At 35.8% G+C, this 22,608-nt stretch carries 20 protein-coding genes and 1 pseudogene; 7 read left to right on the forward strand and 14 right to left on the reverse strand.

Annotated elements, in window-relative coordinates:
* Window positions 1-71 precede the first annotated feature (71 nt).
* From QF044_RS16155 to QF044_RS16170, 4 genes are all read left to right on the forward strand, one after another.
* Window positions 72-1,196, forward strand: coding sequence for a serine hydrolase (locus QF044_RS16155; protein WP_307269398.1), 1,125 nt, complete (start codon window positions 72-74; stop codon window positions 1,194-1,196).
* 189 nt (window positions 1,197-1,385) lie between these two features.
* Window positions 1,386-1,913: a 2'-5' RNA ligase family protein gene (locus QF044_RS16160; protein WP_307269400.1), complete on the forward strand. Its 528-nt coding sequence runs from the start codon at window positions 1,386-1,388 to the stop codon at window positions 1,911-1,913.
* A gap of 64 nt (window positions 1,914-1,977) precedes the next feature.
* Window positions 1,978-2,532 (forward strand): crossover junction endodeoxyribonuclease RuvC, encoded by a 555-nt coding sequence (ruvC, locus tag QF044_RS16165; RefSeq protein ID WP_307269403.1) that lies wholly within the window; start codon window positions 1,978-1,980, stop codon window positions 2,530-2,532.
* 424 nt (window positions 2,533-2,956) lie between these two features.
* Window positions 2,957-3,478 (forward strand): integrase core domain-containing protein, encoded by a 522-nt coding sequence (locus QF044_RS16170; RefSeq protein ID WP_307269406.1) that lies wholly within the window; start codon window positions 2,957-2,959, stop codon window positions 3,476-3,478.
* 187 nt (window positions 3,479-3,665) lie between these two features.
* Here QF044_RS16170 and QF044_RS16175 read toward each other — a convergent pair whose 3' ends face one another.
* The 8 genes and pseudogenes from QF044_RS16175 to QF044_RS16210 all read right to left on the reverse strand — a co-directional run bounded on the left by QF044_RS16175 (window position 3,666) and on the right by QF044_RS16210 (window position 13,675).
* Complete coding sequence (locus QF044_RS16175; protein ID WP_307269408.1) at window positions 3,666-4,079, reverse strand: hypothetical protein; 414 nt, start codon at window positions 4,077-4,079, stop codon at window positions 3,666-3,668.
* A gap of 7 nt (window positions 4,080-4,086) precedes the next feature.
* The gene (locus tag QF044_RS16180) at window positions 4,087-4,479 is read right to left on the reverse strand and encodes a hypothetical protein (RefSeq protein WP_307269410.1); all 393 of its coding nucleotides are present in this window, start codon (window positions 4,477-4,479) and stop codon (window positions 4,087-4,089) included.
* Window positions 4,480-4,839: 360 nt separating this feature from the next.
* Window positions 4,840-5,025 (reverse strand): annotated as a pseudogene (locus QF044_RS21615) (RHS repeat domain-containing protein); the annotation flags it as partial.
* Between the two features lie 37 nt (window positions 5,026-5,062).
* Complete coding sequence (locus QF044_RS16190) at window positions 5,063-5,581, reverse strand: hypothetical protein (protein ID WP_307269411.1); 519 nt, start codon at window positions 5,579-5,581, stop codon at window positions 5,063-5,065.
* A gap of 2 nt (window positions 5,582-5,583) precedes the next feature.
* On the reverse strand, window positions 5,584-9,051 hold the full coding sequence (locus QF044_RS16195; protein ID WP_307269413.1) for a DUF6443 domain-containing protein: 3,468 nt from the start codon (window positions 9,049-9,051) through the stop codon (window positions 5,584-5,586).
* 8 nt (window positions 9,052-9,059) lie between these two features.
* The gene (locus tag QF044_RS16200) at window positions 9,060-12,113 is read right to left on the reverse strand and encodes a hypothetical protein (RefSeq protein ID WP_307269416.1); all 3,054 of its coding nucleotides are present in this window, start codon (window positions 12,111-12,113) and stop codon (window positions 9,060-9,062) included.
* A gap of 5 nt (window positions 12,114-12,118) precedes the next feature.
* Window positions 12,119-13,279, reverse strand: a complete 1,161-nt coding sequence (locus QF044_RS16205; protein ID WP_307269418.1) for a T9SS type A sorting domain-containing protein — start codon at window positions 13,277-13,279, stop codon at window positions 12,119-12,121.
* Between the two features lie 144 nt (window positions 13,280-13,423).
* Window positions 13,424-13,675, reverse strand: coding sequence for a hypothetical protein (locus QF044_RS16210; RefSeq protein WP_307269419.1), 252 nt, complete (start codon window positions 13,673-13,675; stop codon window positions 13,424-13,426).
* A gap of 358 nt (window positions 13,676-14,033) precedes the next feature.
* On the opposite strand from QF044_RS16210, the gene QF044_RS16215 reads away from it, so the two are divergent.
* From QF044_RS16215 to QF044_RS16225, 3 genes are all read left to right on the forward strand, one after another.
* Window positions 14,034-15,104 (forward strand): DUF4407 domain-containing protein, encoded by a 1,071-nt coding sequence (locus QF044_RS16215; protein WP_307269421.1) that lies wholly within the window; start codon window positions 14,034-14,036, stop codon window positions 15,102-15,104.
* 14 nt (window positions 15,105-15,118) lie between these two features.
* The gene (locus tag QF044_RS16220; protein ID WP_307269424.1) at window positions 15,119-16,981 is read left to right on the forward strand and encodes an AAA family ATPase; all 1,863 of its coding nucleotides are present in this window, start codon (window positions 15,119-15,121) and stop codon (window positions 16,979-16,981) included.
* Between the two features lie 221 nt (window positions 16,982-17,202).
* The gene (locus QF044_RS16225; protein ID WP_307269427.1) at window positions 17,203-17,400 is read left to right on the forward strand and encodes a KTSC domain-containing protein; all 198 of its coding nucleotides are present in this window, start codon (window positions 17,203-17,205) and stop codon (window positions 17,398-17,400) included.
* Between the two features lie 64 nt (window positions 17,401-17,464).
* Here the strand turns inward: QF044_RS16225 and guaB are convergent, their stop codons facing one another.
* The 6 genes from guaB to QF044_RS16255 form a co-directional block, all read right to left on the reverse strand.
* A complete protein-coding gene (gene guaB / locus QF044_RS16230) occupies window positions 17,465-18,925 on the reverse strand; it encodes an IMP dehydrogenase (protein ID WP_307269428.1) in 1,461 nt (486 codons plus the stop codon).
* 191 nt (window positions 18,926-19,116) lie between these two features.
* A complete protein-coding gene (locus QF044_RS16235; protein ID WP_307269430.1) occupies window positions 19,117-19,617 on the reverse strand; it encodes a DUF4252 domain-containing protein in 501 nt (166 codons plus the stop codon).
* Window positions 19,618-19,628: 11 nt separating this feature from the next.
* Window positions 19,629-20,909: a DUF4252 domain-containing protein gene (locus QF044_RS16240; RefSeq protein ID WP_307269432.1), complete on the reverse strand. Its 1,281-nt coding sequence runs from the start codon at window positions 20,907-20,909 to the stop codon at window positions 19,629-19,631.
* Window positions 20,910-20,974: 65 nt separating this feature from the next.
* Entirely contained in the window at window positions 20,975-21,649 is a 675-nt protein-coding gene (locus QF044_RS16245; RefSeq protein ID WP_307269435.1) for a hypothetical protein, read from the reverse strand.
* Window positions 21,624-22,133: an RNA polymerase sigma factor gene (locus QF044_RS16250; protein ID WP_307269439.1), complete on the reverse strand. Its 510-nt coding sequence runs from the start codon at window positions 22,131-22,133 to the stop codon at window positions 21,624-21,626. Before QF044_RS16250 ends, QF044_RS16245 begins: the two co-directional genes overlap by 26 nt.
* A gap of 83 nt (window positions 22,134-22,216) precedes the next feature.
* Window positions 22,217-22,567: a helix-turn-helix domain-containing protein gene (locus tag QF044_RS16255; protein WP_307269441.1), complete on the reverse strand. Its 351-nt coding sequence runs from the start codon at window positions 22,565-22,567 to the stop codon at window positions 22,217-22,219.
* Between the last annotated feature and the right edge of the window lie 41 nt (window positions 22,568-22,608).

The raw sequence follows: 22,608 nt of genomic DNA on the forward strand, positions 1-22,608 counted from the left end.
CAATGGATTTTGTTACCTTTAAATAGGCATATTTCTATTTGATATTTCCAATTTTAATATAAATACACACTGTGATAAAAAAATTCCACTCTTTTCTTGTACTTATTGTACTTGCATCCGGCTTGCTTTCATGTAAAAATGAATTGGTTTCTACCTCAAAACCTGTTGACAAAAATGCAATCATCGATTCTACGGTCATGGCTTTTCAAAAGACACTTTTGAAACAGCAGATTGATTCTGTTTTTAAAAAATATGATTTCAATGGCAGCATTGCTGTGTTCAAGGATTCAACAGAGCTTTACCAGAAAGAGAATGGTTATTCAGATTTCAAGAATAAAATAAAAATAGACAGCAGCACCGTTTTTGCCATCGGATCTATAAGTAAGCAATTCACAGCTGTTCTTATTCTTCTTCAGATGGAACAGGGAAAGCTGAATGTTACTGACAAAGTATCTGACTATTTAAAAGAATTCAGGACCAAAGAATACGAGAATATCACTATTCATCAGCTTTTAAATCATACTTCAGGATTAAATCTTTTCGGAGGAAAACTGATGTTCAAGAGTGGCTCAGATTTTTTCTATTCTAATGACGGTTTCAATGCCTTGGGCAAAATTGTGGAAACTGTTTCAGGAAAAACTTATGACGAAAATGCGCTGGAGCTTTTCAAAAAGGCAGGCATGAAAAATTCGTCAACCGGAAACATTTTTGAAGGAAAAAACTTTGCCAGTGCTTACCTGGGTAATGGCAAAGATGCACAAATAGTTCCCAATATGCCGAAAAGATTAGGTGGGAAAGACATAGGAACTCCGGCAGGCGGAATTCTTTCCACCATAGAAGATCTACACATCTGGAATAATGCTCTTTATGGTGGAAAAATCCTGAAACCTGAAACTTTAAAACAGTTCGTCTCCAAAGGGGCAGTAAGGCATCATGCGATTTTTGGAAAGATGGGCTATGGCTATGGGATCATGCTGAATATGGGAAGGCCCGAAAGCTATTTTCACAGCGGCTATGTGAAAGGCTCCCCTTCTCTGAATATTTATTATCCTCAGACAAAAACATCTGTCATTATACTGTCTAATATCGCAGATGAAGAAAAAGGCAAAAGTTCAACTTTTCGCCCCCATATCGAAGTTAAAAGGATAACGGATAATCTGGAAAACACTTTGCTGCAGCTTAAATCAAAACATTAAAACTAAAAATCAACAACATTACAAAAACTGCTAAAGCAAAATCTGCATATACATAAACAAGGTATGAACCGGGAAGCAGCAAATAGGAAAAAATAAATGAAATATCAAGCCGTATTAGCGTGTTATTCTTATTCTAATTGGTAGTCTTTAGATTTTATATATATGTTTAAAAAAATATTACATTGAGCTATGAAAAAAATGTATTTCATTGCCATTTATCCGCCCCAGGAAATTATTGAAGAAGTGAAGGTTTTCAAAAAAGATCTTATGCTGAATTACGGAAATTCAAAGGCCATAAAAAATGATGCCCATATTACTTTATTTCCTCCTTTTTCCAGAGAGTTGGAACTGGAAAGTGACATTCATGCAGCTTTTCAAAAAATAGATACAAATATGTCTCCTTTTGAAATCATTCTGAACGGTTTTGGAAGCTTTCCTAACCCAAAGAATCCTGTCCTTTTTGTTCAGCCTGAAACCAACAATAATTTAAACATTCTTCACCAAAGAGTAAAACAGCACTTCAATTTTACAAAATACACTTTCACTCCACATATGACGGTCGGCTATAGAGACCTCAGCTATGACAATTACCTGAAGGCGTGGGAAGTTTACAAGAATAAAGAATACAGAACTAAATTTATAGTTAATAAAATTTCACTTCTTCGCCACGATGGAAAGTGGATCCCCATTGCCGAAAAAGCTTTACAGGAAAACTGAATTCTCAAAGAAGCTTTTATCTCAACTGTATCAGAAAATATTTATAAAACCCTATCTTTGATGAATGATTTCAGAGAAAATAATTTTAGGTATTGACCCGGGAACAGCAATTATGGGTTTTGGCATTATTTCCATTAAAAAGGGTAAAATGGAAATGATCTCTATCCACGAACTGATCCTAAAAAAATATCCGAACCACGAAACCAAACTGAAATATATTTTTGACAAAACATTAGCACTGATCGATGAGTACCACCCTGACGAAGTTGCTCTGGAAGCTCCGTTCTTCGGTAAAAACGTGCAGAGTATGCTCAAACTGGGCCGGGCTCAGGGAGTAGCCATGGCCGCAAGCCTGCACAGGAATATCCCTATTACGGAATACTCACCCAAAAAGATTAAAATGGCCATCACCGGAAACGGAAACGCCAGCAAGGAGCAGGTTGCAGGGATGCTCCAAAACCTTTTAAATCTGAAGGAATTTCCTACTAAATATTTAGATGCCTCGGATGGCCTGGCTGTCGCAGTATGCCATCATTTCAACTCGGGGACTATTGCAGATACAAAGTCGTATAGCGGATGGGATAGTTTTTTGAAGCAGAATCCGGGAAGGGTGAAGTAATTATTAGGAGGCTGTTATGTTAATACATTTATGAAGTCTATAACTTTGGTAAGCGGCTTACAGAAGTAAGAAAAGATAAAGGACTTATGCAGAAAGAAGTTTATTCACATCTCGCTATTGGCAACAGCAATTACAATAAGCTGGAGAACGGTCACAGACGGTAGATGAGTTGTTGAAGCTTTCTAAGCTTTTTAACCTTAGTGCAGATCAGATTCTGAACTACGAAAATATCATCTCAGAAGAAGGTTACCATTGAGGACAAACCCGATTTTGAGAAGCTGCTTTTGATTAATTATAAAGTATCAATAGATCCGCTACAAAAATGACTTAAATTTATGGTGTAAAGTTTAAAACCTTTATCCATGAATAAACAACAACAGCAAGTTAAGGCTCGCAAAGATTGGCTTAAAATCTATTTACAAGAATGAAAGTTATTAGGATCTACTCTAATAAAAAAGCAGAAAGTACGATACATTTTTTAGGTGAAATTTTGGATACATTCTATTTTCCTATACAGCATATTCAAACTGACTGGAGAACGGAATTTTTTAATTATTCCTTTCAATACGAATTGCATGAGCATTTTATCAAATACAGGCCCATCAAGCCCAGATCCCCTCATTTAAATGGTAAAGTAGAAAGAACCCAACAGACTGACAAATCCGAATTCTGGTCACTAATAGATTTATCTGATCCAGATCTTGATTTAAATGCTTTAGCTATTGAATGGCAGGAGTTCTACAATAAGAAAAGACCACACTCTTCTTTGAATGGAAAAACGCCTTGGGAAAAGTTACAGTTGTTGGAACATCTCATCCCTATTCAGCCTGATGTTACTGCAAAATTTTGGGACTCGAATGAAGTAATATTGCCCAGAAATTATACTTATTTAAGTTATATAAAACAAAAAAATATTAATTTAGTTTCAAAGCCCAAGAGGAAGTAGGCTCTGCTGGGGAGCAACCTACCAGCACTAGGCTTTTAGATATACGGAAAGGGAGACCCAAAAGGTCTCCTCTTTTATTTCCGGTATCTTTTATGGCTAAGAAAACCCTCTCTTAATTTGTAACGAATCTATTGTTATAGCACATATTAGTATTTTTATCTTATTAATCTGTAACGATTATTTAGGACTAGTGATTATTTTTCTTTAATTTTTCGCATTTACATGGAGGTGGGGCTCCATTAAAATTCTTATTATCAAAATGTAGATAATATATTTTATTATCTCTTTCAATCAATAATGTTAAACTATCTTTTTCTTTAGAAACATGATCACCTAAATGAATTTTTCCTGTCCATTGGTCAAGCATAGGTAAACAGACTTCTCCAAAATTCATGTAAGCATTCATGTGATTTGCCGTATCTGCAATCTCACCTAAATATACTTCTTTGTTCATTTCAATCGGAGAAAAATCGTCTAGGAATGATTCTGTTCCTGATTTAAAAAAATCAGACAAATCTTTTTTCTCCGAATTAAAATAGATAAAAAGAACTAGGAATCCAATCAATGAAAGTATAACTGTTATTTTATTATTCTTAAACATTTTAATATTAATTTTTAAGTGGTGTTGTCCAAAAAAGTTTCGTTGCACCATATTGATAAGATCCACCTGCGCCAATTGGATTAGTTCCAATACCAAAAGTTGTATAACCTTTTGCTCCGTTATTATTGAGTCCAAAATTACTCGGATTCATATCCCGTAATTGAAATCTGCCATCATAGTCTGTTCCTCCGTAAGATGCATTAAGAAATGGAACACCTCCTGAATAACTCATTCCATTTCCTGCAAAATCTCCAATTTTAAAATCATGCCCCTCGGCAGGAGTTACGCTATACATACTTAAAGATGGACCCACATCATAATCCACATCAAAATTTATATTGGCATAAAAAGAACTTCCATTATTATTATCAGCAGAAACATAACTAGGGCTCCAGACCATCCATAACCAACTATTGAACTGTATCTAAGTTCTACCCCCATTCCTCCAGATCCAGCTAATTTTAATTGGCCTACAGTTGCCAACATTTTGACTATCAGGATTAATTCCAATTTGAGTTCCTGCTCCAGTTGTAAAGGATTCAGTCATAACCTTTCCACTAGAGTCGGTTGCAACTCCTGTATCACTTAAATTATATTGATAATTTTGATTGCCATTACTATCTGTTCCTGTTATTGTTAAAGCATCTTGATATTCCTAAACTCCCATATATTTTTTATCTTGAGCATCTTGTAATGAATGAACATCTTTATCGTAAGTCCAAGATGTTTGCCCATCAACAACTGACTTAATCCATCCTGTACCTTCTCTTCCGTCAGGGTCTACAAAATTAATTGGATTATTGAAAGCATAATTAAAAGGAGAATGTCTTCTCATCTTTTCTGCCAACGGATCCACCACTCCCCATCTTCCAATATCCGGCATATACATTCTCGCTCCATAGTCATACATTCCAGTCTCTTGCAACTCCTTCCCGTTGTACTTGTAGTTCTATAATTCCATTCAATTGAGAGAAGTTGTTTATTTAAATACCCAAATGTTTTACGGTTAATAACTTCCATTGATTTTCTTTACAAGAATATTCAAACACTATTACCGAACCTCCTACATTTGTAAACTGATAGTTTTTATTCTTGTATGTTATTTTAAAATCCATAATGTTGATTGTGATTCTATTTCCGTTTAATACTTCTATGATTTTCCATACATTTATTCCTTTTTTTAAAAGGCTTCTGTTATTTTTATCATAAATATCAATTTCTTTGAATTGTATTTTAGAAATAGTGTTTATTTTAAAACCTCGATTATTCTCGTCTAGTAAATATAAATTATTAATCTTAGTAGAAAGTTGCTGTATATAAAGTTTCCAATTTTCGGTTTGAATATCTTTACTCAATTCTTGCTTATAAAAATTATAAAAATCATCACCACTAATTACTATAGCATCATCTTTTAAAGTTTTATATTCATTGTCTAATTTTTGAGCTTTAATCGTAAAAGAACAAAGTAAAAAAATACAGATTAAAGATATTATTCTTTTCATTTCTATTTTGTTTTAGGGGTTACAAAGTATTTTTGAGGAATAGTCGCTTTGACACCTGTATTATTATAAATATATACAGTTCCATTTGATCTGGAGAAAACATAATTAATTGCAGTTCCACTATTTTGAATATCTCCTCCTTGATTTGATGGTGCATTCCCCCAACTACTTGTAGTTGTAGTTCCTCCTATCGTTGCAGAAGATGATCCCATAATATTATTTGAACCTGATGATTCAGTTTTACTTCCACTTGGATGCGAGTGAAATATAGATTGATTTCCATAGCTAGTAATCGAAATACTTGCATTTGGATCTGTTGCGGGATCGCGAACAGGTCCCATTGGAGATTCTACAACAGTACCGTCTTTTTTAATTCTACCTCCGTATTCTCTATTATTTGCATCAGATGTCCCTCCTTTTCCATTATCCTGATTGACTATGTCTACCATCCCTTGACGTGTATCAGGACTTCCTGTAATTTCAACACTATTATCATAAGCTAAACTATTTGATTGAAATGCGGAAGTATTTCCAGAGTTTTCGGTAATAAATTTTTCTGTTGCTTTTCTATCCTTATTAGATATTCCTGCAGATGGTGCGCCAGAATCAAAGCTTGATTTTGTTGTTTTTACTACATAAACTTTTTTATCATCAATACCATCATTACCCAAATATGTTCCATCTTCACTTATAAAATCTCCTTCTAATCTTCCATCGGGATCTATAAAACGAATAGGATTGTTATAAGCATAACGATATGGTGACCAAGCTCTGTTAACTTCCGCCAAAGGATCTACCACACCCCATCTTCCCAAGTCAGGCATATACATTCTCGCTCCATAATCATACATTCCCGTTTCTTGCTGTAATTCTTTGCCATTATATTGATACTTATAAGCAGGATTTCCTGTCAAAGCATTATATCCTTCATGTTTTAAACCAAACGGATAATAATTGTTTTCTTCAAGAACTGCTGTGTTGCTGCCATTGTTGAAATAACTCAAACGTACATTTCCCAAATGATCTGTATAGTTGTAAATATACTTATTTTTTACAAAATCAAAATAACCTTCTGAGGTCGGTACAAACTGTAAATCAGGTGTAGGAGGAGGACAATCAATACATCCAAATCCTATGCCTTCAAGTACATATTGAAAACTATCCAAATAATCCGTAGTCGTTAGAGCAAGGTTTGTATTTCCCTGCCAATCTTTTTTGTAATAAGAATATACTTTTTTAAGTTTTCTTCCATCAGCTCCATAAAGATGGGAGATAATACCCCCGAAAGGACTTGTATTATTATTCTTAGTAAGAATAGAAGGAAGGTTGAGGAAATTATACTGAATATTTGTAATTTCTTTATCTACATGATTCGTCATATTTCCGTTCAAATCATAGCCAATAGTATTTCCACCTCCAACATACCCTGAATAATTCTGGGAAGCATCCGTTACATTTAACAGCCTATTACCTGCATAGTTATACGTTAAATTGTCAATTTGCATTGCCATTCCGTTGGTTGTATTTTTAGCATTCCGATATAATCGGGTAATATTACCATTCAGATCATATTCTATAGATTCCCCGAAATGATCTTCCAGTGGCACAGTACTATTAGGCTCAGAATAATGTCCGAATTTAAGTCTGTTTAATTTATCATAATTATAAGAGTATTTTTTTAGTACACCATCATTTGAAGTCTTCCAATCGACTTCTGCAATATTCCCGTTATACTTTGCCATAGCAAAAGTAGTATTGACTGGATTATGGTATCTAAGCTCATATCCGAATAATTTTCCGTTCAGGTTAACGGGATCATTAATCTGTGTCATCCAGCCACGGATGTTGTATTTGTAATCTATGGTCTGTAATGGTGATGCTATAGCTATTCCCCCAACTTTTTTAGATTCCAGCTGGGAAAGCTCATTGTATTTGTTTTGAGCCAGATATTCAACAGGGTTGCTGCCTATCTGATGGGTATGGGTCAAAAGCCTGTTCTGGTGATCGTATGTAAAGTTTTCAGTGATGACTCTTTCATTATCAGTAGCCAGTCTTTTGTGTCTTGTAACTGCAATTTGTGGAACACCTGAAAAATCAAGCTTAGATTCTGTTTTAGTATACCCCCCCAAATGGTTAATGGAATGAGTTCCTATTGAGCGTCCTTTAGTATCGTAATAGGTATAATTCTTTGTCCAGTTATCGTCCTCAATATTCTTCACCAGGCTCATCACCGGAAGTCCTTTGGTGCTTCTTCCATCTGCAGGAGTATCGGTCAAAACAGGCTCATCCTGGATGGTTGAGGGGAAAGAAGGATTAAAGCTGTATGGAGGATAAGTGTCATAATAATTTAATGTTAATATCTTAACCCATTTTGTAGAATTCGGATAAGTAACATCCTGATTTCCGTAATATACATCCATGCCCTGTCTGTTAAAAGCAGTAGCTACACGAATGACATTATTAGAGCCTAAAGCATCTATTTCTGATTGTTCAACGCTTCTTTGATAACCTGTTCCTATTCCCGTGATTGCCACTCTTCCGAACTGGTCGTATTTGGTGTACAGCCATTGACCTTTTTCTTTTAAAATAGTGTCTTGAGTAGCTACTAGACGATCCTGTTTATCATATAGCATATATTCCCAGCCTTTGCCTGGTAGTTTCTTTTCCACTAAACGGCCTCTGCCATCGTAACGGTATTGGTAACACAAATCGTTTAACACGGTATCTGTAATAGGTCCTTGTAATGCTTTAGGAGGAATAACAAATGCCAGCTGGTCATATTCATTATACACATAATAGGTGTCAGTGTAATATGTCCCATCAAATTTTCTTACCATTACAGCCTGCCCTTGCCCATTTTTGAATTCTATAGTGATATTACCATCTTCATCAGTTACTGTATTCTTGTATAATTGGTTTGGCGGAAAATATTCCAGAACTAAAGCAGATGATGTGGCATTATTTACCCAGGAGGTATTGGTTGTAAATTTATAGACTTCATATTGGGCATTGGTATCGTACTGAAAGGTTACGGGCTTATTTGCCCAGGCTGTTCCAACTTGAATCTGCTGCTGGATCCTGTCCAATGGAGAGTTTTCCAAAACCTTTTCCGCATAGATTTTTTCTCCCCCATAAATAGCTGGTGCATTACCTAGTGGTGTAGGAAAAATAGCTCCATTTTGTGTTGAAGATTGTGGGATAGGTAAAAAATCTTTAGTTTGTCTTCCGAATCCGTCATATTCGATATGATTTACAACATCTCTTCCTAATGGTGATGCTTTTACACCTACAATTTGTTTAGGTCTTCCTAAGCCATCAAAATACTGAACGGTTTCTGAGATCTTGGTAGGTGTTGTCCCATTGTAGTCCAAATAGGTTTTAGACTGGATATAGTTTTCTTCCTGGGTAAGCTGGGCATATGCTGAATGGGTGATCAGCAGAAGACCAATAGGAATGATTATTTTTTTCATGTTTGTGTTTAGTTTTTATAGTTGTATTTATATTCTTTAACTATTTTGTATACAGGATTTCCTGCAGCATCTTTACTCAGCTGTTTCACTTCCTTTAATCGATTAGCTGTGTCATAAACATACATTTCCCTGATGCCGGAAGGCGGGGTAATGCTTCTAACTCCGATTAATGGGTCGTAAGTATAGGTACTGATCTGATAGTTTGATAATGCAGAGTTATTTCTGAAAATATCCAAAGCTGAAATTAAAGACTGCTCTGAGGTATCAGTACCCAGCTGGGCATCATTAGTAGATGCGTTAACGATACTGTCTATCACCGTTTGTGAGATATCTGATAATTTTGCTCCTTCTATTTTAGCAATAGGCTGGGTTTTGTTGTAGCCCCAAATAACTGTTGTTGAAATACCATCTTTTGTGGTGTATTGTATAGGATTTCCTTTGGTATCATATCGGTTAAATACCACTTCTTCGGATGGCAAATTTGTTTGAAGATCATATGATAAAATAGATGTAGGGAGTAACAGATTTCCAGTTTGCCCTGTGGGCAATGATGTTGGATAAACATTATCAATCTTTGCGATTGTTTTATTGTTTTTTTTCGTTTCACTTTCTACAGGAACTCCCACCATATATGCGTTAACCATTGCCTGATTGTTAATATCTGAAGCATATTTATAAGTTGTGAGATAACTATCTGTTCCATCACTTTTAGTCTGATTAATAGGTGTATTATATATATTGTTATATGCATTGGTCTCGATGGTTTCCATATTATCAAAAACTGTTTTCTTTTGAGACAGAAAGCTAGTATTGAAATTTATATGATAAGCATCAAGTAAAACTCCATACCATGTTCCGGCATTTTGGAAGGATGATCCAGGTGTCCCCACACTTTGGCTGAAGCGTTTATGAATCGATGTATAAGCTCTAAGATAATCCTGCTGCTGTATATAAGTATAATTAGTTTCACTTATCTTTTGGGTATCAGACCAGATTATTTCTTTCAAAGCCTTTCCGCGCATCAGTGAATATGAAGTATATGGAAGTTGCTTATACAACGCGGGTATACCCCAACCCATATAAGCTCTGCCTCTCAAATCATTTGAACTTTCCTGATCAAAATTGGTAAAATAACTTTCTTTTTTTCCACCGTTATCATCAATCTCAGTTACTTTACTGTAGCCTACCGAATTATCTTCGTCTTTAAGGCTTTGGTAGGAATTGAAATTGAAATCCCAGAAGCTATAGTTTATGGAGGGTTCGCCTCCTTCTATTAAATAAATAGGTTTATATGGAAGTATTCCGCTTGAAGAAATTCCACCATCACTTACGTAGGAATATGTTTTGTTAAAGCAATAATTATTTTCATTACAGGAACTAATTTTTTTAATTCTTAACCCACCTCCCGTCTCTTTAACGGCAGAGGTTGTATACAGCTTTAGCATACTTTGGCTCATATCCTTATCACCATATTTGGAATAATCGTTCAATTCATATTCAAAGTTCGTTTTTCCACCAGTTGGATAAGTAATCTGTTCCAATGTTTGTGCTTTGGTCAGGTTAAGGTTAGGCATTTTGTAATTCGGGTAAATGTTCTGATAGACATTTTTCTGCTGGTCAGGTGTCATAGTATAGAGTGAAAAATAATCAGATTCAAAATTGTTTCCATTATAATATCCCCATCCATCAATTTTATCTGTAGTATATTTTGGCAATTTCGTGCCGTTATACTGAAACGAATATTTCTCTATTGTATTGATTGTTAAATTATTAAGTAAAAGTCGATCGTTAGGATCATTATTATAAGTAAAAGCAATATTTTTTATTACTTTTCCTCCTCTGTCTGTAACAGTAATATTATCAAGCTTATGCCAATGCTTATGATTATTATAGCTTTGTAAATGATGAGCATATGGTGGAATCCATTCATTCGCAGGGAATTCGAATTCATCATATTCTTTCTGATCAGCCATAGACCTGTTAAGGTTAACAACAAAATCCTCGCCCTCCACTTTTGTTAAAAAAACATTATTCAACCTGTTGCTGGTAAGGATAAATGTCTGTCCTGTAGAAGAAGAATTACTGATATTTCCGAATAATGATCCATTTTTATCCCAAGAAGCATTTCCGCTTCGATTTACTACAAAAACGCTTCTGTCATCACGAGTATAGGTAAACTTCATATTTTTACCGTCTGGATAGATAATTTCTTTAACTTGCCATGAAGCCGGAATAATCTGAGGATTAAAACTTGTATCTACCTGTTCTGACGTTGATGAAAATTCTATAGCAGTGTCATCTAACCCAAAAACATACTTTGTTCCATCATCCATAATGATATTGAATCCATACAAAATCCTTTTTAATGTATAATATCTTGGAATCGTAGTATATTGTGTTCCGACGATAATATTTTCAGGTAGTTTATAATCAAATTTATATTGATGTTCCACTTTAAAAGTCCTTCCTTCTCTGGTACGGCCAATCCACTTTCCTTTTTCATTCAGATAAAAGCTCCCTGTGATTCCGCCTACATTAATGATAAATTCATCAGGCGCAGGAACTACAGTTGGAAACGCATTAGGTAAATTATTGTCATAATTGGTAACAAAAAAATCATTCATTGCCTGTTGTGTATCCCAGTTTGGATTATCCAGCATGGAATAATTATCCAGATAAGAAAAGTGATTATATGGAACGGTATAAATTCCAGTATACACCTCATCCACTCCTCCGTTTACAATTCTTGTTACAGAACCTCCCACATTAAGACTCCATCCCAAGCCTGTCCATGTCGGGATTGTGGATGGCTTTACGGTTTTTACATTATAATCTAACGACATTGCAAAATTGCTTTGCCCTTTCTGTGTGCTGAATAATGAAATATTTATAACAGGAACTCCCTTATACATATTTACAGGATATTTTCCGGTCACTGCAAAAGGAGTAGTATTTGGACTTTGAGGAAAGAAATTATCTCCAAAATTTTTATAATTCTGTATTCCTTGTGCCTGATATAAAAAACTCAATAATGTTGAGGCTAAAATTATATTTTTTTTCATGATTACTATTTCTTGATTAGTTTGGTGCTAACTGTTTTATTGATATCTGTTTCTATTGTTATCAGATAAGCCCCTTGAATTAAGTTTTGCGTATTGATCTTCGTTACTTTATTCTTAGTTTTCAGACTTTGCAATTGTCTTCCTCCCATATCATACAACATAATATCCGCCTCTTTAAAATCAAAACCTATTTCTACATAAGCATAATCTGAAACAGGATTAGGATAAATTTTGATGTCTTGTTTTTCGATCAACTGATCAAGTTGTTTATCTCCAAGCTTCACAATCTTCCAGTTCTCTTTCCCGAGTTCTTCGGCGCTGGTTCCTGCCAGAATAATAGAACCATCCCTGTTCAGCTTTATATCTGAAAGCCTTTCTTCTCTTTTTCTGGATTCTCCTTTGACATGTTTTCTCCACTGCTCATTTCCATCCTGGTTCAGATACAGCATCCAGAAGGTTTCATCATCAGTCTCAATTCTTCCTTCTGCCTGCGTATAACCACCCAATAGAATTCCTTTGATCACATCTTGGTTCTTGGATCTTGTATCCTGGCTCTGAATAACACTCACTCCCATCAGGATATCTCTATTCCCAAACTTGTAGGATTTCTGCCAGATTTCTTCCCCTCTTTCGTTCAATGAAATAAGCCATAGATCGGTTCCTTCTTCAATGCCTGCTGTTTTATTTCCGGATCTCTCGGATCTGGATTCGCCACCAATCAAATAGCCTGCTGATGTCAATGACAGTGTTCTGATGTGATCATCTCCTTTTCCGCCAAAATTCTTTTCCCATTCTACTTTCCCGGTTTTATCCAGCTTGATGATATAGTAATCTCCTTCGCCATAATTTTCGGTTTTCTTTGAACCGCCTGTAGTGCTTCTTGAATAAATTCCCAACAAAGCTCCTCCATCTTTCGTAGGAATCATTTTCTCTACTTCATCCAGACCTTTGCCTCCTACAATGGATTGAGAAAGTTCTTTCCCGTTTTTATCGAGTTTTACTATCAAAACATCTTTGGAGCCATACCCTTTAGCCGAATTTTGTATGTTACCAGACACAAAGAATCCAAGATCAGTTGTTTGGATAACAGATTTGGCTTCTTCATCGGAAGGACTTCCCACTGTTTTCTGCCATAATTCATCTCCGAATTCATTAAGTCGAATCAACCAAATGTCCGATCCACCTTTGGAATCTTCTTTTTTATCTAACCCTTTTCCGGAATAGGAAGTTCCAGCGAGAAGAAATCCTCCTTCCTGGGTGGCTACTGAAGCTAACAGGTAATCATGGTTCTGTCCTGAGAAATATTTCTCTCAGACCTCTTCTCCTTGTTGGTTGAGTTTTACCACATGAAAGTCATAGCCGTTATTCTGTTTATTTCCTTCCTGAATCTTAGCAGGCTGGATTGAACTTCCGGTAATTAAATATTGCTGATCGATTGTTGTCGTAATCTGGCTTAGAAAATCCTGTGTAGAGGATTTGATATCTTTCTGCCATAAAACTTCCTGGGCAGACAGCCCAAAGACTGTGCATAAGACCAATGCACCAGAGTAGAATTTCTTCATCTGTTTGTGTTTTTAAATTAGTACTAGTTTTTATAATTAAGGCTGTAAAATTAACATTTTTTAACAATATGAAACAATATTAAATCTATGATATGTGAATATTATTATATTCTTAATACATCTCACTGCATTATTCATACTTGCAATCTCTTTATTATTAAATTTATTATCGTAAAGGTATACTGAGACAACGACAGAATTTGACGTATTTAAACAGGATATAATGTATATAGAGTAAATAAATTAATATTGTGTGAATCAACAAATTAAATAAAACCACCTAATTACTTGGCAAAACATAATACTATCTTTTACATTGGTATGATTTTTAGTGTTACATTTGTATAAATTTTCATTAATGAAAACAAACCAACCAATTATAAATCAAGCGAATCATAAAATAAACTGGTTCCAGAAGTTTCTGATGGTATGTTCCGGAGGAAACATTCATATTTTGAGAAAGACCCCGAGCGAATGGAATAAATTTTCCGGGATCGGCGGTATTGTATTATTCACCGCAGTATTTGCGACGCTGTCTGCAGGTTATGCCATGTATACTGTATTTGATAATATCTGGACTTCAATAGGATTTGGTGTTCTTTGGGGACTGATGATTTTCAATCTTGACCGCTACATTGTTTCTTCTATCAAAAAAACAGGAACCTGGTGGAATCAAATACTGATGGCTATTCCGCGTTTAATTTTAGCAACTTTCCTTGGAATTATTATCTCCAAGCCTTTGGAGCTTAAAATCTTTGAAAAAGAAGTTAATAAACAGCTGAATACCATTATTCAGAGAAATAAAAAACAGCTTCAGGGAGAAATGAACGGGAGAATCCTACAGCAGAGCGGCCCTTTTGAAACGGAAAAGAAACAGATTGCTGAAAAGACAGCCCAATATCAAAAGTCTTACGATTCCGCATCTGTAGAGCTCGAAAAAGAAATTCTCGGAAAACAGTCTGGTTTGACGAGTGGAAAAGAAGGTTTCGGACCGAATGCAAAACGTAAGCAGGAACTAAAGGAACAGAGACGTCAGGATCTTGAAAATTTTCAGAAACAGAATACGGCAAGACTTGATTACTTAGACAAGGAAATCTCTAAAGTTTATACAAATCTGGAAACGGAAAGGAAATCTACGGAGACTTTTGAGGATAAATTCAATGGGTTTGCAGCTCGACTTCAGGCTTTGGATGAATTGGGGAAAAATTCAGCCATCATAGGACTGGCAGCGGCTTTTATCATGGGCCTTTTTATCTGTCTTGAAATCTCCCCGGTATTGGTGAAATTAATTTCCCAGGTAGGACCGTATGATTATCTTTTAGAAAAAACTGAAAATGACTTCAAGCTTTATTCGAAGGAAAAAATTGAGAAGGGAAATGCTTTAACTGATTTCCGGATCGATGATTTTAAGGATAATTTAAAAAAATAGTGTATTTTTCACACATGATTATTGATAAAGAAGAGATCCAGAAGAAAAAGAAAAAACTGGACGACTGCAAAACATTCCTGAAAAAAGAATTCATCGGAATAGATAAGATTATTGATGATTTGATGGAATATCTTCAGATTTGGTACCTAATGCCGGAAATTCTGACAAGACCTGTTGTAATCAACTTATGGGGAATGACAGGCGTAGGAAAAACTGATCTGGTAAGAAAAACTGTCCGCTTTCTGGAATTCCAGAACCGTTTTGTAGAAATAGAGCTCAGCAACAGCGATGAAACGTCGTGGAGTAAAAGTGTTTCCGATATTTTTCAAAGCAATCGCCTAAATGACGAGAAACCGAGCATTGTTCTCTTCGATGAAATCCAACGTTTTAATACAATAGATCCGGATGGCACACCTGTTCCGCAGACCAAATTTACAGACTTTTGGGAACTTTTAAGTGATGGCCGTTTAAGCAGAAGAGAACGTGATGACCTTGAGCATTACCTATTCTCTTATCTTTTGCGTAAAAAAGAAAACGACCGAAAGAAAATGAACGGGGAAACGGACATGGAAGAAAATCCTTATCTGAATCTATGGGATGCCAAGGAGTTGAAAAAATACCTCAGCATGGAAGATGATGTGATGAGCATTATTGACATGAAGGAGGAAGATATGATCAAACTAATCCTTCAGAAACAAAAAGAGAAAAAAATCTATGAACCGGTAGATTACAGTAAAATGCTGATCATCATCAGCGGAAATCTGGATGAAGCTTTCCAGATGTCCCGTGAAACAAGTGAGGCAGATATAGATGCTAATATTTACCATGCCTTTACAAAGAAAATTACAGTTGTTGATATAAAAAATGCTTTGTCCAGAAAATTCCGCCCGGAGCAGGTTGCAAGGTTTGGAAATATTCATTTGATATATTTTTCATTAAAAACAGAAGATTTTCAGCAACTCATCCAAAGGGAGATCAGCAACCTTAAAAAGAAGACAAAATCTAAATTCAGGATTAGCCTGAAGATCAGCAAAAATATCAATGATCTGATTTACAGAAACGGGGTATTCCCTGTTCAGGGTGTGCGTCCTGTTTTCAGCAGTGTAGTAGATATCCTGGAAACGAATCTCAGCAAATTTCTTTTTGAAGCAATCAGTCATGATGATAAAACTGTAGAAATAGATTATCCGGTAGCGCAAAAAATGATCACCGGAAAAGTGGGTGAACGCATGATAGAAATTCCCTACACAGGAAGAATTGACAGTATCAGACAGTCTAATCAGGAGGACGCAGTAGCCAATATCAGCGTTCACGAATGCGGACATGCAGTTTCTTATATGCTTTATACCGGCTTTGCCCCATTGCAATTGAAGAGTAAAGTGGCCAGCAGCTATGCGGCAGGATTTACATTTCCTCACCAGATCCACGATACGAAAGAAAGCCTTCTGGACAGAATTAAAATTTATCTGGCAGGAGGTATTGCAGAAGAGATTATATTTGGAGAAAATAATGCAAGTATAGGAAGAAGCCATGACCGGGAGCAGGCCACGATTCTTGCAACAGATTATATCAGGAAATATGGATTTGATGAAGAATTCCAGGCTGCCTACAGCTTTGAAGAATATGCCCACCGCATGCAGCATCATATCACGGATAAGAAGATCGAAAAACTGATGCAGGAGCTTGCTAAAAAGACAAGGGAAGATCTTATTCTTCACCTGAATCTTCTGAAAGATATGAGTATTGAACTAAGCAAAAAGGGCAGCATGCTACCTAAAGAAATTTATGACATCGCTAAAAAACACCAGCTGGAAGTAAGCATAAAAGAAGAAGGATATCTTCATATTGCAGATTATCACAATCAGCTGAATCAATAGAATAATGACAAATCAAATTAATATAATTTCCACCTTTCGGTTTATTCTGAAAGGTTTTTCTTTTACAATTCTTTGTGCAGCAGATTCAATTGCATTTTCATAAAACTAAATCAGTCAAAAAAAACAGAAGTATTTCTTTATATCAGTAATTGATTAAGTATAATTAGAAATTTTCTAAGACTATTTTTTGTTTAAGGAATATTTTTTGTTGACTGTAAAATATGCCTTCAAGTGTAGTCAACAGTTATATTTATTTTCCTGAGACTGAAATATTAAGAATCATATATCAGTCGGGAGCCGTTTATGACTATTTGAAAGTGCCTTTATCTGTTTCAGAAAAGTTCCGGGAAGCCAGATCAAAAGGGAGATTTCTAAACACTGTGATTAAGCGTAGATTTAAATTTGTTAAAATCAGTTGAGAATATTTAACAAAAAATGCCGCACAGATCTGTACGGCATTGATATTATATCATTTAAATACTCCTAAAAAGAATAGTTCGGAGCTTCCTGAGTGATAATTACATCATGTGGGTGAGATTCTTTCAATCCGCTTCCGGTGATCATTACCATTTTGGTATCTTTCTGTAAAGCCTCCATATCTTTAGCCCCACAGTATCCCATTCCTGCTCTTAAGCCTCCGGTCAATTGGAAGATCACATCCTCCAGTTTGCCTTTATGGGGTACTCTTCCTTCGATTCCTTCCGGTACGAATTTTTTAGCCTCACTTTGGAAATATCTTTCTTTTCCACCTCTCTTCATTGCGGAAAGACTTCCCATTCCCTGATAAGATTTGAACTTTCTTCCCTGGAAAATAATTTCTTCTCCCGGAGCTTCATCCGTTCCAGCTAAAAGAGAACCCAGCATTACAGCTCCTGCTCCACTTGCAATTGCTTTTACGATATCTCCGGAAAGCTTGATCCCTCCGTCAGCGATAACCGTTACATTTTTAGTTGCAGCATACTCGTAAACGTTATAAATAGCAGATAACTGAGGAACACCGACTCCTGCCACAACTCTTGTTGTACAGATAGAACCAGGCCCCACTCCTACTTTAAGAACATTAGCTCCTGCTTCAATCAGGTCTTTTGCTGCTTCAGCCGTTACGATATTTCCTCCTACAATATCCAGATCAGGATATGCTCTTCTGATTTCTGAAATTTTATCTAAAACTCCTTTGGAATGTCCGTGAGCAGAATCAATAGCTACAATATCAACACCGGCGTTTACCAATGCTGCAATTCTGTCCATCGTATCTTCACCAACTCCAACTCCGGCTCCTACGATAAGTCGTCCTTTGTGATCTTTATTTGAGTTTGGATATTCCAGCTGATTGTCAATATCTTTAATGGTGATCAATCCAACAAGTTTATTGTTCTGATCTACGATAGGAAGCTTTTCAACTCTGCTTTTAAGAAGAATTTCTTTTGCTTTCTCAAGGTTGGTATTTTTATCAGAAGTGATCAGATTTTCTTTGGTCATGATCTCTTCGACTTTCATATCAAGGTTTTCCTGATACTTCACATCTCTGTTGGTAATGATTCCGATTAATACATTATCAGCATCTACCACAGGAAGACCGGAAATCTTATATTTCGCCATCGTTTCCTTAGCCTGGGCCAGGGTATGATCTTTTGAAAGGGTCACAGGATCAGAAATCATTCCGTTTTCGGAACGTTTTACACGATTTACCTGAGCAGCCTGCTCAGCGATTGTCATATTTTTGTGAATAAAACCTAAACCACCAACTCTTGCCAGGGCAATGGCCAGATCTCCTTCAGTAACTGTGTCCATCGCAGCAGAAACTATCGGAACATTCAGCGTGATTTTGTCGGTAAGTCTTGATTTTAATGATACCTGGTTAGGTAAAACTTCTGAATAAGAAGGGACTAGAAGAACGTCATCGAAAGTGATGGCTGTCTCTACAATTTTGTTATGAATAGACATCTTTACTTTCTTTGCAAAATTAGGCTATTTTAACGAGATATGAAAATCCTTTTCAATAGTTTAAATAAAATTTAATAATCAATAACTTAAATCGAAAAACCGCTCCTATTAAGAACGGTCTTTCTGTACAAAATAATTAGTGTAGTATGAAACTACTTGTAATAGTTATTATAAACGATAAGAAATGATGATTATTTATCTGAAGCGGCATTAATCACTTTTGAAATATCGTTCGCTGTAAAATTGCCTCTTACATCCACAAATACCAGCTCTTTATCTGAATTTACAGTGATCATCATGTTTTTAATGGTTTCTCCATTCTGCTTTACTCTTACATTGACATTGTCGCCGTCATGTTTGATGGTCGCCCAATCTTCAAAATCGTTATCATTTAAATACCTGGAGTATTCGTTCAGCATATCCTTGCTCCCGTTATCAACGGTCATCACCTTTATTTTTGAAACTTTTTTAATCAGGTCAATAACTTCTTCGCTTTCCCCATCTTCTCTCAAAGCTTTCTTTATAAAAGGTTTAGCTAAAAACACAGGCACATTAAAGCTGGCAAATCTTGCTCCTTTAAAATCATACCCGGAATGTTTAACAAAATCCATATTGGGTCTTCCTGAAACGATACAGGACTGAAGCAAAAGGAGGGTCAGGATTCTTAAAAAAATGTTTTTTAAAGTTTTCATTGTTACTACTTTTAATCGATAGGTTTCAGACTTCCTCCTGAAATTTTACTGATATTAGATTCTATTTCCGGTTTCCCTTTATATCTTATTAGCCCTCCCGAGGAAGCTCTTACTTTCAGTCTTGCAGATACATTCACAGAAAGGTTTCCTCCAGATGTTGCTTCAGCCTCAAGATTGTCTATTCTTAGTTCGTCTGCCTTACAAAGTGCACCGCTGCTGATATCTATAGTTCCTGAATCTGCCTTTCCTTCAAAAGCGGTATTTGCCCCGCTTGAAATTTTTGCAAGAATAGTTCCTGCTGTAATTCCCGCTCTGATAACTGAGCCTGAAGAGGCATTAACATCAACTGTATTCGAAATTTTAAAGTCTCCTTTCACATTTGCTCCCGACGATACATCAATACTCAGATTATTTTCTTTTATAGAATTCACTACTGAGAAAATAGCTCCCGAAGACACTTTGATATTATCCATTCTCGGAGAGGAGACGTTTACACTTAGGTTTTTAAATTTTATATTTTTTTGTCCTTTATTATCTATATATACTTTCAGTGTTCCATTTTCTACTTTTGTGATGATATACTGAAGCTTATCCGCATCGGCAATTACTTTCACATTGGTAGGACTTTCCTGTTTGAAAACCAGATTCACTCCTGTACTGACCTGAATTCCTGAAAATTCACCCACATTTCTGGCTTCCCCATTGAGGTAAGAGGAATTAGTTTCAGATGTAACGCTGCTTCTGGTATGGGTATTTGAGTTTGTTTTTGTTTCGCTGGAATTGATGATCTTGTTCACATCATCCATAGAAAGCTTGCCATCCAGCATGACCAGAATATTCTCTCCCGTTCCGCCATCAATACTTAACAAAAGATCATCAAGTATTCCGTCCTTTGCTTCGGAAGAAAGAAATTTGATTTTCGATCCGGAATTATTAACAGACATGATCTCGCTATAATTCAGGTTTTTTAAATAAGATGCAACGTCTTTATTAAGCTCTGAAAGATGGGTTTGAACTTTAATTCCTTCTTTGGTATTTGCTTTTTCAGGGTTTTCAGTAATCAGAATCTTCAATCCATTAATTTTAGAAAGCAACGGTTTGATCTGATCCAGCTGTGAATCATCAATATTGAGACTGCTGAGCATCCCGAACATCGGCTTTGCAATTTTAATGGAGGTCACTCCTTCTACTTCCTGATACTTTTCAAAAAGCCTGTCGAACTTATCACTCTGCCCATACAAAGTAAAGAAATGGGTAAAGGCCAGTGCGAATATTATGAATATTTTTTTCATGAGTCAATTTTTATTTTTTAAGCTGATTATTCTTGCCTGATCAGGGGTATAATCTATTTTTGTTGTTAATAATCGTCGTTTACGACTGTAGGCTGTGCTAATTTTTCACTAACGTTATTTGCAAATATCTGGAATGAATACTTAGTCACATTAATTGCTTCTTCTACGTTATCAATTCTTTTACCGTTGACAATAACATAAGAATTTTTATAACCTGTAGAATCATTTAAAGCCTTATTGCTTTTGAAAGAGGAATTGTTTACAAATCTAGGCTTGGTTTCTTTTTTAAGCCGTCCTCTTTTTGGCAGGATCTCATCCATTACATCCTTTTCTGCTACCGTATTTTCCTGAAAGATAGAATCTTTTTTGGCTCCGGAAATAGAATCGGTATGGTTCACCGCTACCTGTTCCTGATGGTCATTATTTTCTTCTATAAATTTTGATTTCTGCTTTAAAACCTCATCTTTTACCAATTGCTCCTTTTCGTTGGCACCTGTCTGGTAATTATTAAAGAAAAAGCCAACACTGAAAAGCAATACCAGGCCTGCTGCCATCCAGAACCATTTCGGGAAAGATGGTTTAGTCTTGCTTAAAGGGATAATGGGAGCCTCATTTTCCCCAGATTCGGGGACTCCGCCCTCAGCTTTCTGAAGAAAATCTTCAAAGCTCCAGTCCATTTTCTCTTCCTTTATTTCGCGGAAGATTTCGTCGTATTTATTCTGAAATTGATCTTTGTTCATAGCTCATCAGTTGTGATATTTGTTCTTTTACTTTTTGTCTCGCCCGCATCAGATTTACTCTTACCGCGTTTTCTTCCATTTCCAGCATTTCGGAAATTTCCGAGACCTCATATTCTTCTACATCTTTCAGATGGATCACCATTTTCTGTTTCTCGGGGAGCTGATTGATAAATCCTATAATATGCTCCTTCAGATTATTGATATCCATGCTGTACAATTCTGAGCGGTGAAGCTGCAAATCTGCAAATCCCAGCCTCACGTCGTGGTGCTTCAGACGATTCAGGCATTCGTTCCGGACAGACTTCAAAGCGTAGGATTTAAAATTTCCAAACTGCTCCAGTTCTTCCCTCTTCTGCCAGAATTTCATCATCAGGTCCTGCACCACATCCTCTGCCTCATCACTGCTCATAACGAATCTTTTCGCAAAACGATACATCTCGTCTTTGAGAATAAACACCGTATTCTTGAAAGTTTCTTGGGTCATGAGTTTTGTTTCTATTAGTAAGACAATTAAAATCTTAATTCTATTACACCATAAAATAAAAAAACTTCAAAAATCTTGAAGTTTTAATTTTTATCGATAAGTTTTCGAAGATAAGCAATCTCTGCATCCTTATCTTTCAGCCTTTCTTCGTATTGTTCTATTAATTTTTCAGGAAGTTGATTTTGGTAAATAAATCCATTATTTCCGCCATGAACATTATCATAATTAAAAGATAATCCATCGCCACTCAAAAAATCAAGCACACTTACATCCAGAATTTTTGCAATTTCTTCTACCTGCGAAAAGCCAGGTTTGCTTTTATCATTCTCAAAATTGGAATAGGTTTTCTGAGACACATGTAGAACTTCCGCAAGATATTCCTGTGTAAAGTTTTTATTGATTCTCGCTTTTTTCAGTTTTTCGCCTAAAGTCATAGCACAAAGTATTTTCCTCAAAAATACATATTTTTTCTTTT

It is taken from the genome of Chryseobacterium sp. W4I1 (assembly GCF_030816115.1).
GTDB lineage: Bacteria > Bacteroidota > Bacteroidia > Flavobacteriales > Weeksellaceae > Chryseobacterium.

Excerpts from the sequence above, each read along its gene's own strand:
- QF044_RS16160 (WP_307269400.1), top strand. The coding sequence starts at position 1,386 with ATGAAAAAAATGTATTTCATTGCCATTTATCCGCCCCAGGAAATTATT.
- ruvC (WP_307269403.1), top strand. The coding sequence starts at position 1,978 with ATGATTTCAGAGAAAATAATTTTAGGTATTGACCCGGGAACAGCAATT.
- QF044_RS16170 (WP_307269406.1), top strand. The coding sequence starts at position 2,957 with ATGAAAGTTATTAGGATCTACTCTAATAAAAAAGCAGAAAGTACGATA.
- QF044_RS16175 (WP_307269408.1), bottom strand. The coding sequence starts at position 4,079 with ATGTTTAAGAATAATAAAATAACAGTTATACTTTCATTGATTGGATTC.
- QF044_RS16180 (WP_307269410.1), bottom strand. The coding sequence starts at position 4,479 with ATGGTCTGGAGCCCTAGTTATGTTTCTGCTGATAATAATAATGGAAGT.
- QF044_RS16190 (WP_307269411.1), bottom strand. The coding sequence starts at position 5,581 with ATGAAAAGAATAATATCTTTAATCTGTATTTTTTTACTTTGTTCTTTT.
- QF044_RS16195 (WP_307269413.1), bottom strand. The coding sequence starts at position 9,051 with ATGAAAAAAATAATCATTCCTATTGGTCTTCTGCTGATCACCCATTCA.
- QF044_RS16200 (WP_307269416.1), bottom strand. The coding sequence starts at position 12,113 with ATGAAAAAAAATATAATTTTAGCCTCAACATTATTGAGTTTTTTATAT.
- QF044_RS16210 (WP_307269419.1), bottom strand. The coding sequence starts at position 13,675 with ATGAAGAAATTCTACTCTGGTGCATTGGTCTTATGCACAGTCTTTGGG.
- QF044_RS16215 (WP_307269421.1), top strand. The coding sequence starts at position 14,034 with ATGAAAACAAACCAACCAATTATAAATCAAGCGAATCATAAAATAAAC.
- QF044_RS16220 (WP_307269424.1), top strand. The coding sequence starts at position 15,119 with ATGATTATTGATAAAGAAGAGATCCAGAAGAAAAAGAAAAAACTGGAC.
- QF044_RS16225 (WP_307269427.1), top strand. The coding sequence starts at position 17,203 with ATGCCTTCAAGTGTAGTCAACAGTTATATTTATTTTCCTGAGACTGAA.
- guaB (WP_307269428.1), bottom strand. The coding sequence starts at position 18,925 with ATGTCTATTCATAACAAAATTGTAGAGACAGCCATCACTTTCGATGAC.
- QF044_RS16235 (WP_307269430.1), bottom strand. The coding sequence starts at position 19,617 with ATGAAAACTTTAAAAAACATTTTTTTAAGAATCCTGACCCTCCTTTTG.
- QF044_RS16240 (WP_307269432.1), bottom strand. The coding sequence starts at position 20,909 with ATGAAAAAAATATTCATAATATTCGCACTGGCCTTTACCCATTTCTTT.
- QF044_RS16245 (WP_307269435.1), bottom strand. The coding sequence starts at position 21,649 with ATGAACAAAGATCAATTTCAGAATAAATACGACGAAATCTTCCGCGAA.
- QF044_RS16250 (WP_307269439.1), bottom strand. The coding sequence starts at position 22,133 with ATGACCCAAGAAACTTTCAAGAATACGGTGTTTATTCTCAAAGACGAG.
- QF044_RS16255 (WP_307269441.1), bottom strand. The coding sequence starts at position 22,567 with ATGACTTTAGGCGAAAAACTGAAAAAAGCGAGAATCAATAAAAACTTT.